The 16,506-nt window shown below is 41.1% G+C and carries 15 protein-coding genes; 4 read left to right on the top strand and 11 right to left on the bottom strand.

What is annotated here, in order from left to right:
- Positions 1-12: 12 nt before the first annotated feature.
- From M9189_RS06765 to gcvT, 8 genes are all read right to left on the bottom strand, one after another.
- The gene (locus M9189_RS06765; protein WP_250721928.1) at positions 13-489 is read right to left on the bottom strand and encodes a hypothetical protein; all 477 of its coding nucleotides are present in this window, start codon (positions 487-489) and stop codon (positions 13-15) included.
- Positions 486-1,412 carry a hypothetical protein gene (locus M9189_RS06760; RefSeq protein ID WP_250721927.1) on the bottom strand — a complete coding sequence of 309 codons (927 nt, stop codon included), beginning with the start codon at positions 1,410-1,412 and terminating at the stop codon, positions 486-488. Before M9189_RS06760 ends, M9189_RS06765 begins: the two co-directional genes overlap by 4 nt.
- Before the next feature lie 103 nt (positions 1,413-1,515).
- Complete coding sequence (locus M9189_RS06755) at positions 1,516-2,502, bottom strand: dihydroorotate dehydrogenase-like protein (RefSeq protein WP_250721926.1); 987 nt, start codon at positions 2,500-2,502, stop codon at positions 1,516-1,518.
- 60 nt (positions 2,503-2,562) lie between these two features.
- On the bottom strand, positions 2,563-3,234 hold the full coding sequence (locus M9189_RS06750) for a YggS family pyridoxal phosphate-dependent enzyme (protein ID WP_256469210.1): 672 nt from the start codon (positions 3,232-3,234) through the stop codon (positions 2,563-2,565).
- Between the two features lie 89 nt (positions 3,235-3,323).
- Entirely contained in the window at positions 3,324-4,574 is a 1,251-nt protein-coding gene (locus M9189_RS06745) for a DUF1015 domain-containing protein (protein WP_250721924.1), read from the bottom strand.
- A gap of 34 nt (positions 4,575-4,608) precedes the next feature.
- Positions 4,609-5,532, bottom strand: coding sequence for an NAD(P)-dependent oxidoreductase (locus tag M9189_RS06740; protein WP_250721923.1), 924 nt, complete (start codon positions 5,530-5,532; stop codon positions 4,609-4,611).
- Between the two features lie 109 nt (positions 5,533-5,641).
- Positions 5,642-6,712 (bottom strand): 3-phosphoserine/phosphohydroxythreonine transaminase, encoded by a 1,071-nt coding sequence (gene serC, locus M9189_RS06735; protein WP_250721922.1) that lies wholly within the window; start codon positions 6,710-6,712, stop codon positions 5,642-5,644.
- 180 nt (positions 6,713-6,892) lie between these two features.
- Positions 6,893-7,975 (bottom strand): glycine cleavage system aminomethyltransferase GcvT, encoded by a 1,083-nt coding sequence (gene gcvT, locus M9189_RS06730; protein ID WP_250721921.1) that lies wholly within the window; start codon positions 7,973-7,975, stop codon positions 6,893-6,895.
- A 192-nt stretch (positions 7,976-8,167) separates the two neighbouring features.
- On the opposite strand from gcvT, the gene M9189_RS06725 reads away from it, so the two are divergent.
- Together M9189_RS06725 and M9189_RS06720 are read left to right on the top strand one after the other, a co-directional pair.
- Positions 8,168-8,644 (top strand): Hpt domain-containing protein, encoded by a 477-nt coding sequence (locus M9189_RS06725; RefSeq protein WP_250721920.1) that lies wholly within the window; start codon positions 8,168-8,170, stop codon positions 8,642-8,644.
- Positions 8,645-8,649: 5 nt separating this feature from the next.
- Positions 8,650-8,961 carry an STAS domain-containing protein gene (locus tag M9189_RS06720; protein ID WP_250721919.1) on the top strand — a complete coding sequence of 104 codons (312 nt, stop codon included), beginning with the start codon at positions 8,650-8,652 and terminating at the stop codon, positions 8,959-8,961.
- A gap of 19 nt (positions 8,962-8,980) precedes the next feature.
- Here M9189_RS06720 and clpB read toward each other — a convergent pair whose 3' ends face one another.
- Entirely contained in the window at positions 8,981-11,557 is a 2,577-nt protein-coding gene (gene clpB / locus M9189_RS06715) for an ATP-dependent chaperone ClpB (protein WP_250721918.1), read from the bottom strand.
- 357 nt (positions 11,558-11,914) lie between these two features.
- On the opposite strand from clpB, the gene M9189_RS06710 reads away from it, so the two are divergent.
- Positions 11,915-12,340 carry a hypothetical protein gene (locus tag M9189_RS06710; RefSeq protein WP_250721917.1) on the top strand — a complete coding sequence of 142 codons (426 nt, stop codon included), beginning with the start codon at positions 11,915-11,917 and terminating at the stop codon, positions 12,338-12,340.
- Positions 12,337-15,423: an ATP-binding cassette domain-containing protein gene (locus M9189_RS06705; protein ID WP_250721916.1), complete on the top strand. Its 3,087-nt coding sequence runs from the start codon at positions 12,337-12,339 to the stop codon at positions 15,421-15,423. The genes M9189_RS06710 and M9189_RS06705 overlap by 4 nt, the downstream gene beginning before the upstream one ends.
- On the opposite strand, the gene M9189_RS06700 is transcribed toward M9189_RS06705, so the two are convergent.
- Positions 15,420-15,800: a DUF1987 domain-containing protein gene (locus M9189_RS06700; RefSeq protein WP_256469208.1), complete on the bottom strand. Its 381-nt coding sequence runs from the start codon at positions 15,798-15,800 to the stop codon at positions 15,420-15,422. The genes M9189_RS06705 and M9189_RS06700 overlap by 4 nt on opposite strands.
- Positions 15,801-15,820: 20 nt before the next feature.
- The gene (locus tag M9189_RS06695) at positions 15,821-16,366 is read right to left on the bottom strand and encodes a SiaB family protein kinase (RefSeq protein WP_250721914.1); all 546 of its coding nucleotides are present in this window, start codon (positions 16,364-16,366) and stop codon (positions 15,821-15,823) included.
- Positions 16,367-16,506: the final 140 nt, after the last annotated feature.

Here is a 16,506-nt window from a genome sequence, read left to right as displayed (position 1 = left end):
TATTTCAATTAATCAGCGCCGTTTGTTTTCTACTCCAAAGAGTATTGCAACACACCCTCCAACAATTTTACCACCACCTTCCTTTTCAGGAATACTAATATGGACTATCATCGTACCTGTGTTTTCAGCCGCAAAGTTCCATACGTTCACAAAGTTGTGATTTGCGTTGTCAAAAATAATATTGCGCTGGTCGTCAAGTAGACGAATATGTACCTGAGGCAGGTCATCAACTCCTTTCACCACCAATCTGTAGCTTTCCCCCTTGAAAAAAGTCTTGTAAAGCTCAGCGCTTTCACCTTCTTCCATATAGGTAGCATTATAGTTACCATCATGGATATAAGGATCAAGAAGGGGCTTTACGACATTACGGGCAAAACTTATGCATTGAGCCTGAGAGGGCTCTATAAATGCTATTGAAAGTACTAAAGTTAAGCCAAGAAGTCGCAAAAGCATAGATTTTCTTAGCAATCCGGCATTTTCATATATCATGATATAAACTCAGTTCTGATTTCACGAATCTTATCCAACAGCCTGTTAAGCGTATCTTTTGTTATAAAGGTTTCCGCTTCCGATTTCAGAATAGTCATCTTTTGCTCGGGATGGGTTTCTGCTTCAACGTCAGAAACTGTAACAATCCTGATCTCATCAAAGATCACTTTGAGCTCATTCATTCTTTCAATCAGAAAACTAATGTCAGGGTTGGTCTTGTGTGATTCAAGCAAACTAAGAACCGTTTCCAAGGACAATTTCTGATATACTATACGATCTATAAGTTCGGGATTAGATTCCAATGAACCATTGGTCAGCTGTGTGGCAATATAAAGACCTTCAACCCATCCACCAACTAAAACCATCACAGCTATTGCTGGCCTGTCCTGTTCAACAAGATAGGCATTGGAGTTCATAAATGTCTCGGATATTATATCCATCACAACATCCCTGTTGTTCATGTTTTCTTCAAGCTGACGGATTACTTCTTCATCAATAGCCTCAAGGACACCCAACTTCTCAGCAAGCTGACGGGCAGCTCCCATAAAGTTAAGAGTACTCTGAGTCTGATCAAAAAGACTTGAATAGCTCATATCCGTGCTAAAAACACCAAGATTCAGCGCCATCTTAAGATTGGTATTGTATCTGGTAGTGCTTGTGTAATCATTAAGCAGGTCAGTATTATACCCCGCACCGGACCGCTTAATAAGCATAGCTGTTTCCAATGGCGAAGGTAATGAATAGAATATCAGCTTGGACTTATTGAAATCATCCAACAACTGTTTATCTATCGTAACAGAACCAACAATACCTTCTTCATCTGCACCATCTTTTTTCTGCTGCTGGCAGGTGCACCCCCATGAAATTGCAAGCAGTATCAGTAAAAGAACAGCTAAATGGGATTTCAGGAAACTTTGTTTCATATCATGCCTGTTTTAGATAAGCAATTTAACCAAAGAAATTTATTTATGACAAACGGTTCTTCATAAATTTTCACACAAATCCCACACACTTACCGTTTTAATATTATTCATACTTAGAGAAGTGCTTCATAAACTGCACTCTCTCATATACTGCCGGGTTCTGCATTTTTGCATAAGACATAAGTCCTCTGAACCTTTCAATACTGTCAAAGCCCTTTGCGTCCATCCAGGTCTGAAGTCTTCCTATCATTTCAGTTATCAGCTCGGGTCCCTTCTTGTATAATGCAGAGCATACCTGAACTGTTGTAGCACCAGCCAATAAAAGCTTTATAACTGAATCCCCATCATGTACTCCTGTTGATGCAGAAATATCTATATTCCTCACCTTATCACTTACGATGGCCGTCCATCTTAGCGAACGACTGATATCTGAAGATGAACTCAACACATTCGCCGTAGTAATCGTCAGGTTATTCACATCTATATCAGGCTCATAGAAGCGATTAAACAAAACTACTCCTTTTGCCCCACATACAGATAGTTTGTCAACTACTGCAACCAGATTTGAGAAATAATATCCTAGTTTCATGGATACAGGTATTGAAACCACCTGTGTAACTGTACTTGCAATTCTGTAGTAAACATCCTCGTATGTAGAGGCATTACTATTTTTGTCAGTATTTATAATAAACAGATTAAGCTCAAGTGCATCTGCTCCTGCCCTTTCTATCTGTTGGGCAAAATCTGTCCACTCGTCAGATGAATAGCAATTGATACTGGCTATAATAGGAATATTTGTCTCAGCCTTTGCCTGCCTGATCAACTCAAGATATTCAGACACTCTGTGATTACGCGCATAGTTCTTAACATAATCTACGGCTTCAGGATAGTCCATACCTGCACCCTGATATATCGCATGATCGATCTCGTGTGTAATCTGTTCTTCAAACAAAGACTTCAATACCACTGCACCAGCACCTGCTTCTTCAAACTTCCTGATTTTGTCAAGGCTTATTGTAAGACCTGAGCTTCCTACTATTACGGGATTCTTTAGTTTTAATCCCAAATAAGTGGTTTCTAGTTTTGCCATAATCTATTATTTAGATCCGGTCATACCTGAACCAGTTGGTTCAGGTTTCCGGGACGTAATTTACTTTGAATAATTTCGATCTCCAAACAAGGCGCTTCCAATTCTCACCATAGTGCTGCCCTCTTCAATTGCAATTTTGTAGTCATTCGACATACCCATACTAATCTCCCTGAAAGATGGCTTATCCTTGTAGTAGCCTGCCTTGAGTTCTGTGAAAAGCGAATATAATAATCTGAACTCCTTCCTTACCTGATTAAAATCATCTGTAAACGTTGCCATTCCCATCAAACCGCATATTTCAACAAAAGGCAGTTCACTAGTCACCCCCTCTCCATGCAGTATGCGAAGCTCTTCCGGTGAAAAACCAAACTTGGTCTCCTCCTCTGCAATGTATACCTGAAGCAGACAGGGAATCACCCTGTTTATCTTCCTCCCTTCATTGTTGATCTTGTGAAGCAGGCCTTCAGAGTCTACACCATGAATTAGACTAACAAAACGGGATATGTATTTGATCTTATTGGACTGCATATGTCCAATCATATGCCATTCAATATCCGAAGGCAGTTGCTCTGCCTTGGATACAAGTTCCTGAACCTTGTTCTCGCCGAAAACTCTCTGACCTAAATCATATGCCTCCCTGACAGTCTCAGCAGGATGGGTCTTTGAAACGGCAATCAGTTTGACATGCCCCGGGATATCCCTTTTCACAAAATCAAAATTTTCCGCAAGCATTTCTTCCTCCTTTCAAAATTACCTAATTCAAACAAGAAAGACCCGGGATACGGGCCTTTCTCCCTATTCAGGGAAATATATGAAACAAATCAGGACAAAAGGTGAATAACCAGACCTGATCTTAGTTTTGGTTCAAACCACGTTGTTTTTGGCGGCATTATATTGCCACTGTCTGCAATTCTTATAAGCTGTTGCATCGAGACCGGATAGAGCGCAAAGGCAACTTTCATCTCACCTGAGTCCACCCTTCTCTTTAGTTCTCCCAGCCCCCGGATACCACCAACAAAGTCAACCCTGTCAGTAGTTCTCAGGTCAGTGATGCCAAGTATCTTGTCGAATACTTGCTTAGAAAGAATTGTTACATCTAGTCCTCCGATTGGATCCTCATCATCATAAGTCCCCTTTCTGGCAATAAGCTTGTACCATTTACCGGATATATACATACCGAACTCATGCAGGGCCTGTGGCTTGTATATTTCGGTTCCCATAAGGGAAACCTCAAAATAACGTCCCAATGCGAGCATGAAATCAGTCTCACCAAGACCGTTGAGATCCCTTACTACCCTGTTGTAATCAATAATAGCCAGCTGGTTATCAGGGAAGTGCACTGCCATGAAGAAGTTGTATTCCTCATCTCCTGTATGATGAGGATTAGAATCCATCTTCTCTTTACCTATTCTGGATGCTGCAGCAGTACGATGGTGCCCGTCAGCAACGTAGGTACAGGGTACTTTCTCGGCAAAAAGTTTCTCAATTCTTTGGTTTGTCTCCTTTTCCCGGACTACCCAAAATTGATGACCGAAACCATCCTCAGTAACAAAGTCATATTCAGGTGCCTGATTTTTGACAATATTATCAACAATCTGATCAATCTCAGGAACTGTCTTATATGAAAAGAATACGGGCTCTAGATTAGCATTGTTGACACGAATATGTACCATACGGTCATCTTCCTTGTCGGGCCTTGTAAGCTCATGCTTTTTGATTACACCGTCAAAATAATCCTTGCAGGCAGCACAACCGACAATTCCATATTGTGTGCGACCGTTCATAGTCTGAGCATAGATATAGTAATGCTCTTCATCATCCTGAACAAGCCATCCTTTTTCAATAAAGGAGCCGAAGTTTTCTACTGACTTCTCGTACACTTCAGATGAATGGATATCTATACCTTCTCTGCAATCAATTTCCGATCTGGTGATATGAAGCAGAGAACATGGTTTTCCAGCTGCCATCTGTGCCGCCTCCTTTGAATTCATTACATCATAAGGCAGACAGGACAGGTCTTTTGCAATATCTGCAGGCGGACGCAAACCTTTAAAAGGCTTTACTATTGCCATAGTATTGGGTTTAGTCTAAGTAATCAGTAAAATATCAGGGATTAACTCTGAAAGTCTCGTCCCCTGTTGCAAAATACTTAACAATTTGATTAGCTGCAGCAACACCGGCGTTGACATTAGCCTCTTCGGTCTGGGCTCCCATCTTCTTGGCGGTAAAGAAATAACGACCTTCAAACTCACCCTTGAAATGGTCCACATTTCCTGGAACAATGTCCGACAGGTAAATGAAATCAGGGCGTTTTTCCATTACTTCCACCAATTCCTCTTCATTGATTACTTCCTTACGTGCTGTATTTACAAGTATTGCACCTTCCGGCATAAGTGACAACAAAGCCTTGTTAACAGACCTCTTAGTCTGCTCAGTAGCAGGAATATGCAAAGATACTATACGACAGGTTTTGTATAGCTCCTCAACACTTGAAACAGGAATAACTCCTTCTTCCTTCATCTGTTCAGCAGGAACAAAGGGGTCATAGGCGTAAACGTTCATTCCAAAACCGGCTGCAATCTTTGCAACATAGCGACCTATGTTACCATAAGCATGGATACCAATATTATTTCCACGCAATTCAGATCCGGAACTACCATTAAAGTGCTTGCGTAATGAGAATATAAGCAGACCAAATACAAGTTCGGCAACTGCATTGGCGTTTTGACCCGGGGTATTCATAACTACAATACCCTTTGCACTACATGCCTGAAGATCAACATTGTCATAACCAGCACCGGCACGAACAACGATCTTAAGATTCTTGGCAGCCTCGACTACACGGTCATTGACAATATCCGACCTGATAATAAGTGCATCAACGTCTGCTACAGCTGCAAGCAGTTCTTCTTCTGTCTTATACTTCTCACAAAGTACAAGTTGGTTTCCCGAGCCTTCTACAACGGCCCGAATCTTGTCTACGGCAACTTTTGAAAAGGGCTTTTCTGTTGCTACCAGTATTTTTTTCATTATTTCCGTTTTATTACCTGTAATTGAACCAACCAAAAATTAAACAGAAAAGGGAGGCTGCGGTTATCCCTCATATCCTCCCTTTTAGAAGCCTTCAAATATATATTTTTTAATGATTCTTTTCAAATTCTCTCATTGTATCTATCAAGGCTTTAACACTTTCTTCGGGGAGGGCATTGTAGCACGAGGCCCTGAAACCGCCAACCGAACGGTGTCCCTTGATACCTACCATGCCACGGGAAGAAGCAAAAGTCCTGAAGTCAGCTTCAAGTTCTTTGTACTCGTCAGCCATCACGAAGCAGATGTTCATTATTGAGCGGTCTTCTTCGTACTTCACGGTAGATTTGAACAGTTTGTTACGTTCAATCTCATCGTAAAGCATTGTGGCCTTCCTGATATTGCGCTTTTCCATTTCCTTTACACCGCCTTGTTCCTTCAGCCAGATAAGTGTTTGCAATGCTGCAAATACTGGCAGTACCGGAGGTGTATTAAACATTGAACCGTTCTCTATATGAGTCTTGTAGTTCAGCATTGTTGGAATTGGACGATCAACTTTACCAAGTACATCTTCCCTTATAACGGCAAAGGTAACACCTGCAGGAGCCAGATTCTTCTGAGCACCGCCATAGATGATAGCATACTTTGACACGTCAACCGGACGAGAGAATATATCCGAAGACATATCTGCTACAAGGGGAACTTTTACATCCAAATCCTTGCGTATCTCGGTACCAAAAATGGTGTTGTTGGTTGTGATATGGAAATAATCCGCATCGGCTGGAACTTCATAGTTCTTGGGTATGTAAGAGAAATTCTCGTCTTTTGATGATGCTACTTCAACAACCTCACCGAAGAATTTAGCTTCTTTCAAAGCTTTCGATGCCCATGTACCTGTGTTAAGATATGCTGCCTTCTTGTTGAGTAGGTTGTATGGAACCATACAGAACTGCATGCTTGCACCTCCACCAAGGAAGACAACTTCATATCCCGATGGAATATCAAGTATTTCCTTGAACAGATCCCTTGCCTGATCCATAACAGCCATAAACTCCTTGTCACGGTGCGATACCTCCATCACTGACAATCCGGTTCCGGCAAAATCCAATACTGCTTCAGCAGTCTTCTTTATTGTAAATTCAGGTAGGACTGACGGCCCGGCAGAAAAATTGTGTTTCTTCATGAGAACTTTTGTATTAGGTTGTAGTATCTCTGGTTGAGGGCACAAAATTAAAACAAATTATATTTCCGTTGTTACAAACTGAAATAAAAAAGATATCTACGGAAATAAAAAATCACAAATAAGTAATATCTGACTTCAATTTGAATGCAGTTGGACTGCCCAAACCAGGGGTGTAACTGTCTAAATGAACGGTGTTTTTGTAACAACAGCACGAAGCAGTTTGCCCCTGATATTGACATAAATCACACTACCGTCGTCCCAGTATCCTCGTTTCAGGTACCCCAATCCTATACCCTTTCTAAGTATGGGGGACATAGTTCCCGATGTGACCTCACCTATCTGCTCACCATGCTCATCAACCAATTCATAGTGAGTACGGGGTATGCCCCTTTCTTCAAGAACAAAACCTTTCAGTCTGCGGTCGACACCTTTGGCCTTCTGATATTCAAGAGCGCCTCTGCCTATGAAGTCCTTACCTGACACAAACTTGGTAATCCAGGCCAATCCTCCTTCCAGAGGCGATGTAGTATCACTAATATCATTGCCATACAGGCAGAATCCCATTTCAAGACGTAGGGTATCCCTGGCACCCAGTCCTGCCGGTATCAAGCCTTCAGGCTTACCGGCATCCAGTATCATATCCCAGGCCTTGCTGGCATCTTCTGTCTTAAGATAAAGCTCGAATCCCCCGGAACCTGTATAACCAGTATTTGAAAAGATCACATTATCTATTCCATTTAGGTTTCCGAATGCAAAGGAATAATATGGAATTGATGACAAATCCGGAGAACTGATTCTCTGTAGGATGGAGGTTGCACGAGGGCCCTGAACTGCAAGCAATGCATAGTCATTGCTTGCATTTTCAAGTTCTGCTCCTACCTTATTGTGACTTTCAAACCAGTTCCAATCTTTTTCAATATTTCCTGCATTTACAACAGCCAGATAATCATTTTCGGCAATCATATAGACTATCAGGTCGTCGACTATCCCTCCGCTTTCATTTGGAAGGCAGTTGTATTGCGCCCTGCCTGGTTTCAATTGTGAGATATCATTGCTGCATATATGTTGTAAAAATGCCAGAGCATTTTTACCTCTTACTCTGAATTCACCCATGTGGGAAACATCAAACATACCTGCTGCTTCCCTAACTGCCATATGTTCTGCGTTAATTCCTGTATACTCAACCGGCATTGTAAAACCTGCAAATTCGGTCATTTTTGCCCCGAGTGCTATATGTCTGTCATATAAAACCGTCTTCTGCATATCAAATCAGTCAAAAGAAAGAAAAAAATGTATTAAAATATTAAATGCTTTTTCACTATTATTAGGAGAATAATTCAACGAATGTATTATTTTTGTGGTTTAAAGGTAAGCAAATTGTCGAATTTTTCAACGATTGTTGCATTGTTCCGGATTTGCTTTACTTTTGTATAAAGAATGTTAAACGCCAGCAACATGTCATTGGAATTTAAGGAAGTTGACCTCACCTATCTTGAAAGCATTGCTGATGGAGATAAAGAGATAATTGAGGAGCTGATTAATATATTTATTGATCAGATTCCTGAATTTACTGAGGGGTTAAGGAATGGTCTTGAACAGAAAGACTGGCGTGCATTGGCTGGTATAGCACATAAAGCCAAATCTTCAGTTGTTTCAATGGGAATGAACAACCTTGGGAATGTTGACCTAAAAAACCTTGAGCTGATAGCAAAGAGCTTCAGGATTGATGAATTGACAAGCACCGATAGTCTTAATGAGAAGGAAGAGGAGGAGTTAAGGGTGTTAAGATATAATCTCGATAGTTATCCTGATGAAAAGATCGAGTGGGTCGAGCAAAACAAGGATATTGAGGTTATGAAGACAATCATTCAGAGATTTGAGTTGAAGTGCAATATTGCATGCAATGAACTAAGAAGTTTATTAGAAAAATAATTGTCATGTTAAAAACAGAAAGAGTTGGCGATAATCTTTGGCGATCAACTATTGAGGGGACAGATAGACTGAATGTGACTATTGCTGCTACAATAAAGGAGCAATTATCTGAACAGTTGGTCAATTGCGGGTACAATCTGGTTTTAGATTTTCAAAACATCCGCTTTATTGACAGTACAGGGATTGGGGTGTTGATTTCAGCACTTAAAGCAGCTCGTGAAAATAACGGCAATTTCCAGCTGGCTAATGTTAACAAGGAAGTTTTTAGCTTGCTTAGCCTTATGAAACTGGATAAGGTATTCGATTTCAGCAAATAATTATTTTTATCAAACCAAGTTAATTAACAGAAAATTCTAGTCCTTCATCACCTGCATTTATCAATATCGGTTTTTCCTTATCCAGCTTACCGGCAAGAAGCATTTCAGCCAGCTTGTTTACAAGATGGGTTTGGATTGCCCTTTTTATAGGTCTTGCTCCATAAATTGGATCAAACCCCATCTTTGCTAACCATCTAAGTGCTCCTTCGCTAACATTAAATTCGAAACCCTGTGCAGCCAGCATCTTTTTTACCCTGTCAAGCTGCAGTCTGGTTACTTCAACAATTTCGTCTTCTGTCAAGGGGTCAAAGATTATTATCTCATCAATCCTGTTTAGAAACTCAGGTGAAATTGTTCCTTTAAGCAGTTCCCTTACCTGACGATGGGCTTCCGGACTTACTCCCTTTCCTTCGCTTGCTTCAAGGCTATTTTGTAGGATTGAGGACCCTATGTTGGATGTCATTATAACAATCGTATTCTTGAAGTCCACTGTCCTGCCCTTATTATCAGTCAAGCGTCCGTCATCCAGTACCTGAAGCAGTATGTTAAATACATCAGGATGGGCCTTTTCGATCTCATCAAGCAGTATTACTGAGTATGGCTTTCTCCTGACAGCTTCTGTAAGCTGACCACCTTCATCATAGCCAATATAGCCTGGAGGAGCTCCTACAAGTCTGGAGACAGAGTGTCTTTCCTGATACTCGGACATATCGATACGAGTCATCAGGTTCTCATCATCAAACAGGAAGGCAGCCAGGGCTTTGGCTAGCTCACTCTTTCCTACACCGGTAGTACCAAGGAAGATAAAGGAACCTATAGGACGTTTTGCATCCTGAAGACCTGCCCTTGAGCGTCTCACTGCATTTGCCACGGCAGATACTGCTTCATGCTGACCAACAACACGTTTGTGCAGTTCATCCTCTATCTGAAGCAGCTTCTGCCTTTCACTCTTTAGCATCCTGCTTACCGGAATACCGGTCCACTTACTGACAACCTGAGCGATATCTTCTGCATCAACCTCTTCCTTTACCATAGGATTGTCAGCCTGCTTTTCAGTAAGTTTCTTTTTCAGGTTTTCAATCTCTGTCTCGGCATTCCTGATCTTACCATATCTTAGTTCGGCTACCTTATCATAGAGTCCTTCCCTCTCGGCTTTCTGAGCTTCAAACTTATAGGTCTCTATGTCTGACTTCAGCTTTTGAATGCCTTCGATAACGGACTTTTCTTCCTCCCATTTAGAACGCATTGCAGAACACCTTTCCCTGAGTTCTGCAATATCCTTAGACAGGGCCTGAATTTTTTCGGTATTTCCCTCTCGTTTAAGGGCTTCCCGCTCTATTTCAAGCTGTTTGATATTGCGTTCGGCTTCATCAATTTCTTCAGGCACTGAATTCATCTCAAGTCTCAGTCGGGAAGCTGCCTCATCCATAAGATCTATCGCCTTATCAGGCAGGTATCTGTCAGAAATATACCTTTTGGATAGTTCCACTGCAGCAATCACCGCTTCATCCCTAATCCTAACCTTATGGTGGTTCTCATATCTTTCCTTAAGTCCACGTAGTATTGATATTGACGAAAGCACATCAGGCTCATCAACCATCACTATTTGGAAACGACGTTCTAGTGCTTTATCCTTTTCGAAATATTTCTGATACTCATTTAAGGTTGTAGCTCCTATTGCACGAAGTTCGCCCCTTGCCAAAGCCGGTTTCAATATATTTGCAGCATCCATGGCTCCCTCACTCTTACCGGCTCCAACCAAGGTATGGATTTCATCAATAAAGAGGATAACCTGTCCTTCACTGTTGATTACTTCTCTTACTACGGCTTTAAGTCTTTCCTCAAACTCTCCCTTGTACTTGGCACCAGCAATAAGGGCTCCCATATCCAGAGAGTAAATCTCCTTGGTTTTCAGGTTTTCCGGCACGTCTCCGTTAACTATTCTGTGAGCCAGACCCTCAGCAATAGCAGTTTTACCCACACCTGGTTCCCCTAGCAGTATAGGGTTGTTCTTGGTTCTCCTTGACAGGATTTGCAAAACCCGCCTGATCTCCTCGTCCCTTCCAATCACCGGATCAAGTTTCCCGGAACGTGCCCTGTCATTTAGGTTGATAGCAAACCTGTTCAACGCGTTATATCTGTCCTCGGCAGTAGGACTGTCTGCACGACTTCCTTTACGAAGTTGCTCAATTGCTTTGAGCATGGCAGACTCATTGCCTCCTGCATCTTTCAGCATTTTGGCTACAGAATCCTTTCCTCCAAGTATTCCAAGGACAATATGTTCAATGGAGGCATAGGTATCCCCCATTTCTCTTGCCTTTGCGACAGCTCTTTGCAAGGCATCACTGGTATCACGACTTAGAAATGGTTCACCTCCACTGACTCTTGGATAGGATTCCAATATCTTATCCAGTATAGGATTGATATTGCCAATTCCTGTTTTACGGAACAGGAAATCCATAAGACTTTCCTCAGTGCTGATCAATGCACTTAGCAGGTGTCCTGGTTCAACCGCCTGGCGGTTTGAACCGGATGCTATTTCTATCGCATGCTGAATAGCATCCTGCGATTTTATAGTAAATTGATTCAGATTCATGTCACTTTTTTTTGCTCGTATTGATGGTAACAAATCCAGAACCACAAGCGCATATAGGCCATAATGTCAGCAAAAACACCAATGTTCACGCCATTTTGACGCACTACTGCTGGCACAAACTGACCAATTTGTCATTAACGAACTATATGCCAACGCCTTAAGCACAACAATTCTGAAATACTAGTTTATGAGAGGATGGAAAGAAAGTATGCCTTGAAGTCAACAAAGTTTGCCTCCAGGCTGATTTTTGCTGAGATATTATTGGCAAAAAAAACAATAAGATTGTTATATTGTGGAATCATTTGAATAAATTTGAGTCAAGGCGTTTAAATACGTAGATTTTAAAACCAGCAAAGGATGAGTAACAGGTTCCCAATTCTTAAGCTTCTGGTAATAATATTTCTGATCCTGCCTGCAGGATTGAATTCCCAGGAAGATACGATAATAGGTGATTGTCTTACCGAATTTGGACCTACGTATGTGGTTGGAGACAAGACTGCAAAGGCATTACTTATAGGGGAAGAAGTGGCTGAATTCAGAACCACCCTTTTCGACGGTAACACTTACCGTATAGTAATGTGTAGCCACACTCCAGGTCTTGTCGAGTTCTCGCTGTATGACACTAACCGTAATCTATTGTTCAGAAACAGTGATTACGGTACTCCCGGATCTTGGGACTTCAAAGTGGAGGGTTCTATGGAATGTATCATTGAAGCCCGCCTTAATAATGAAATTGCCGAATCGGGCATTGCCATAATGCTTCTTGGCTTCAAAACAAGATGAGTGAAGAGATACTAAAGGCCTTAATGCAACTGTTTGCTCTGGTTTCTTCTCCTAACCAGAATGAAGAACACAGACGCGATGTTGTGCGCAATTATCTGTCACAACAGCTAAACAGTCAGAAGGTTGAAGAGTATCTTGCAATGTATGACTCCTTTGTTCATGAACAGGAGATGCGCCTTAGTGAACCCTCAAAACTGAGGAAAAGGCATGCTGCCAGTTCAGTTAAGGTTCTTAAAATAGCCACTTCCATTAACGAGGAACTCAACTATTATCAGAAGCTTGTTGTATTAATCCAGCTGCTTGAATTTTTCAACAGCGGAAGGCATGGAATGTCTAGCGTTGAGACGGAATTTGCAAATACCATCTCGGCAACCTTCAATATTAATAGCAGCGAATATCTTGAGATATTCGCTTTTATTACGGACAACTTCAAGAGTCAGATTCCGGGAAGCAACCTGTTGATAATTAGCGGTGAACCGGGCGACAAAGACAAAAGTGGCTATTATTATCTTGAGCACCTTCAAAATGAGTTAAGGGTTCTTAATCTGAGTTCGGGCAACCTGATGTTGCTTAAAGCCCGAAAGGCAAGTGCTCTTACGCTAAACGGGCAATTGATTCAACCCGGTAAGGTCTACTTTATGCGCCAGGGAAGTTCCCTACGCCATCGTCGACTTGCACCACTGACCTATACAACAATAGCCAACCAGTTTTACAAGAGTAAGCATAAGGATCCTATTCTCTTCGAGGTAAAGGATATCTCCTTCATGTATGACAAGAGTAATGCAGGCATACGAAGAATGAGCTTCTCTTCAGGTTCGGGTAATCTTGTTGGAATAATGGGAGACTCAGGTTCAGGTAAGACCACCCTTATAAGCCTGCTCACCGGTATGCTAAAACCGGAAAACGGTTCGGTAAAGATTAATGGTGTTGATATTTACAACCACCCTGAGAAGGTAAAAGGTCTGATCGGATATGTAGCTCAGGATGATCTCCTGATTGAGGATCTCACTGTATATCAAAATCTTTACTACAATGCAAAACTGTGTTTTGCCCATATTTCCAAACCCAATCTAAGCCGAAAGGTAGATCTCCTGCTCAAGAGTCTTGGACTTTATGAGATCAGGAATATGAAGGTGGGTAATCCCCTCAACAAAAAGATTAGTGGTGGTCAGCGCAAGCGCTTGAATATCGCCCTTGAATTGATTAGGGAACCGGCTGTAATGTTTATGGATGAGCCCACATCGGGACTGTCATCGAGGGACTCCGAAAATATAATGGACTTACTCAAGGAACTTTCCTTAAAGGGAAAGCTGATCTTTGTAGTAATCCACCAACCTTCTTCAGAGATATTCAAGATGTTTGATCAGCTCCTGGTTCTTGATACCGGTGGGCGCATGATTTATGATGGTGAACCTGTTGAAGCTATCAACTATTTCAAGGAATGCGTAAACCATGTAAACAAGGAGGAAAGCGAGTGTCCTTTGTGTGGTAATGTAAGTCCGGAACAGATTCTGACCATTGTAAACAGCAATGTACTTGATGAATATGGTAATCCTACGGGAGACAGGAAAGTTGATGCCGATGAGTGGTATGACCTGTATATCCGGAAACATAAGACGCAGCAGACAGATGCAAGCGAGCATGTTCAGGTACCACAAAAGCTCCCTGAAGTCAGCTTCAAGATTCCCAACAGGCTAAACCAATTATGGGTATTTATAACCAGGGACGTGCTGGCAAAGCTGTCTAACAGGCAATATGTGCTTATAAATTTCCTGGAATCTCCACTTCTGGCCTTTATTTTGTCTTCTTTAATACTGTATTTTGATATTGGTGCCGGAAGCCGGGGGTATATCTTCAGTCAAAACCCCAACCTTACTGTATACATTATTCTTGCAGTTATAATCTCTATCTTTATCGGACTGACAGTGAGTGCTGAAGAGATTATTTCAGACAGAAAGCTGTTGAGACGGGAATCATTCCTCAACCTGAGTCGCTTTAGTTACCTCAGTTCAAAGTTTATTATACTGGCTGCAATATCAGCAATTCAGACAGCCCTGTTTGTTCTTATCGGTAACACAATTATGGGCATCAAGGACATGGGTGTAATATATTGGTTTGTATTGTTTTCATCAGCGGTATTTGCCAACCTGCTTGGACTTAATGTATCTGATGCTTTAAATAAATCAGTGAATGTATATATACTTATTCCATTTCTGATTATTCCCCAACTGATTATCAGTGGGGTATTTGTAAACTACGACCAGTTGAACCCAAGGATTTCTTCGCAGAAGCAAATCCCATGGTATGGGGAGCTTATTACTGCCCGATGGGCATTTGAAGCACTTGCTGTGAAGCAGCACATGGATAATGCCTATCATAAGCATTTCGCTGTATTTGAAAAGCTTAAAAGTGAAGCAACATTCAGGAAAGATTACTGGATACCAGAGCTTAACAACCAGATGACAAAGTGGTCCACTTTAGTTGAGGAAAGTGAAAAGCTGAGAATTGAAAGTCTGGTACGTAACGAAATAGAAAAGCATAACAGGCGGATCTACCAATCCGCCTCACAAATTAATCCTCTGAACCTGGGGACTGAACCTTTTGATACTTCAGTTATTCGTACTGTAAGGAATACACTCGATGTCTATAAGACTTTCTATATCAACCTTTATAATAGGGCTGACGAACTAATGGAATCTGAAAAGAGAAGGCTGATAACAGAATATGGTCCTGAGTATCTTATAAAGTTGAAGGAAGAATATCACAATGATAATCTGGAGCGTTTTCTGAGGAGAACCAACGATATGTTTATGAGTAGAATAGTGGTTCTTGATGATGAGATAATTAAGAAGTTCGATCCCATTTATACAGAACCTGAACATCCATTTCTGAAAGCTCACTTCCTTGCACCTGTCAAACGTTTGAGTAACAATAAAATCAACACATACACAGTAAACCTGACAGTCATTTGGATATACAACGTATTGTTGTTTATCCTGCTATACTTCGAAGTCTTTAGAAAACTACTGAACTACGGCAAAAGGATTAGGGCAAGAAAAGAGCTTTCAGAAAGTCAGCTCTAGTCCTCCATCTCTATCATAGAGAATGGAATGTCTATAATAGACTGGTAATCTTCTCCGGCTTCAAACATATCCTCATCATCCTCCTCATAATACCAGTTAATCTGAACCTTGCTACCCTTCTTATATATTAATTCGAGCTTCTTAAAAATGTCTAGTATACATTTAGATGAGCTGGTATTAAAGTATTCCAGTTGGATATTCACGTTAGTAACCTCTAAAGGAACATTACCATATTTGTCTAACCAGTCAATCAGAGGCTTGTAAAACTCTACAGAATTTTCAGGAATTGAACGACCTTTGATTTCGATCAATCCCTTCTCACCGTCTAATTTGACGTAAGGCGTTTTTGGGGTCCCTTCACGAATAATTGTTTCCATAACGGTACTAAACCTAATTATTAACTAATATAGACATCAATAGCGAAAAAAACAAAGTCCTTGTCATGCGGATATATCGAGTACTCAAGTTTATTCCCGGTCTTTCGTACCATATCAAGCATTCCCAGGCCACCTCCGCCCTTAAAAGATATCCCCTCATTTCCAAGTATTTCCCTGTACAGACTTCTCAATTCTTCGTCCGACAGTGAGTTGATTTGGTCTATCCTGTCGCGGATAGTATTGACCTTAGAAAAATGGATAAAATTCCCGGTCGATACACGATAAAAATAATTATCCCTGGCAAGAATAATCACACCAAAACGTTGACCTGCCTTAATTGTATTATCCGGAGGTACGTCAACATGATGGAAAAGGTTTTGAATGCACTCGACAAATACATTGTATACCTTTTTCCTGGTTTGATTATTTACTTTTTTAAGATTAAGATTCGACTCGATTACTTCGAGAATTTCAGTGATCTTATCCGGAGTAATGTCCCCCATGTATCTCACTATTATCTCACCTTGCAGCTTTCGCAGATACCATTTATCGATGTCGAATCCCATCTTAGAACTTTAGCATAGTTGCAAACAAATATAAAAATTTTCTTACACCGTAATCCAATTTCAGAAACCGAATATCGCTCCATTTCGATAAATCCGTTCCAAAAAACGGCATTATTTGGCTAATGTGCTGCATACAAAGA

This window comes from Xiashengella succiniciproducens, from assembly GCF_023674465.1.
In the GTDB taxonomy this organism is placed as follows: Bacteria; Bacteroidota; Bacteroidia; order Bacteroidales; family Marinilabiliaceae; genus Geofilum; species Geofilum succiniciproducens.
This window is presented reverse-complemented; position numbering and strand designations above follow the sequence as displayed.

Bases quoted from the DNA above. Each gene is read 5' to 3' on its own strand.
- M9189_RS06765 (WP_250721928.1), bottom strand. From the start codon at position 489: ATGATATATGAAAATGCCGGATTGCTAAGAAAATCTATGCTTTTGCGA.
- M9189_RS06760 (WP_250721927.1), bottom strand. From the start codon at position 1,412: ATGAAACAAAGTTTCCTGAAATCCCATTTAGCTGTTCTTTTACTGATA.
- M9189_RS06755 (WP_250721926.1), bottom strand. From the start codon at position 2,502: ATGGCAAAACTAGAAACCACTTATTTGGGATTAAAACTAAAGAATCCC.
- M9189_RS06750 (WP_256469210.1), bottom strand. From the start codon at position 3,234: ATGCTTGCGGAAAATTTTGATTTTGTGAAAAGGGATATCCCGGGGCAT.
- M9189_RS06745 (WP_250721924.1), bottom strand. From the start codon at position 4,574: ATGGCAATAGTAAAGCCTTTTAAAGGTTTGCGTCCGCCTGCAGATATT.
- M9189_RS06740 (WP_250721923.1), bottom strand. From the start codon at position 5,532: ATGAAAAAAATACTGGTAGCAACAGAAAAGCCCTTTTCAAAAGTTGCC.
- serC (WP_250721922.1), bottom strand. From the start codon at position 6,712: ATGAAGAAACACAATTTTTCTGCCGGGCCGTCAGTCCTACCTGAATTT.
- gcvT (WP_250721921.1), bottom strand. From the start codon at position 7,975: ATGCAGAAGACGGTTTTATATGACAGACATATAGCACTCGGGGCAAAA.
- M9189_RS06725 (WP_250721920.1), top strand. From the start codon at position 8,168: ATGTCATTGGAATTTAAGGAAGTTGACCTCACCTATCTTGAAAGCATT.
- M9189_RS06720 (WP_250721919.1), top strand. From the start codon at position 8,650: ATGTTAAAAACAGAAAGAGTTGGCGATAATCTTTGGCGATCAACTATT.
- clpB (WP_250721918.1), bottom strand. From the start codon at position 11,557: ATGAATCTGAATCAATTTACTATAAAATCGCAGGATGCTATTCAGCAT.
- M9189_RS06710 (WP_250721917.1), top strand. From the start codon at position 11,915: ATGAGTAACAGGTTCCCAATTCTTAAGCTTCTGGTAATAATATTTCTG.
- M9189_RS06705 (WP_250721916.1), top strand. From the start codon at position 12,337: ATGAGTGAAGAGATACTAAAGGCCTTAATGCAACTGTTTGCTCTGGTT.
- M9189_RS06700 (WP_256469208.1), bottom strand. From the start codon at position 15,800: ATGGAAACAATTATTCGTGAAGGGACCCCAAAAACGCCTTACGTCAAA.
- M9189_RS06695 (WP_250721914.1), bottom strand. From the start codon at position 16,366: ATGGGATTCGACATCGATAAATGGTATCTGCGAAAGCTGCAAGGTGAG.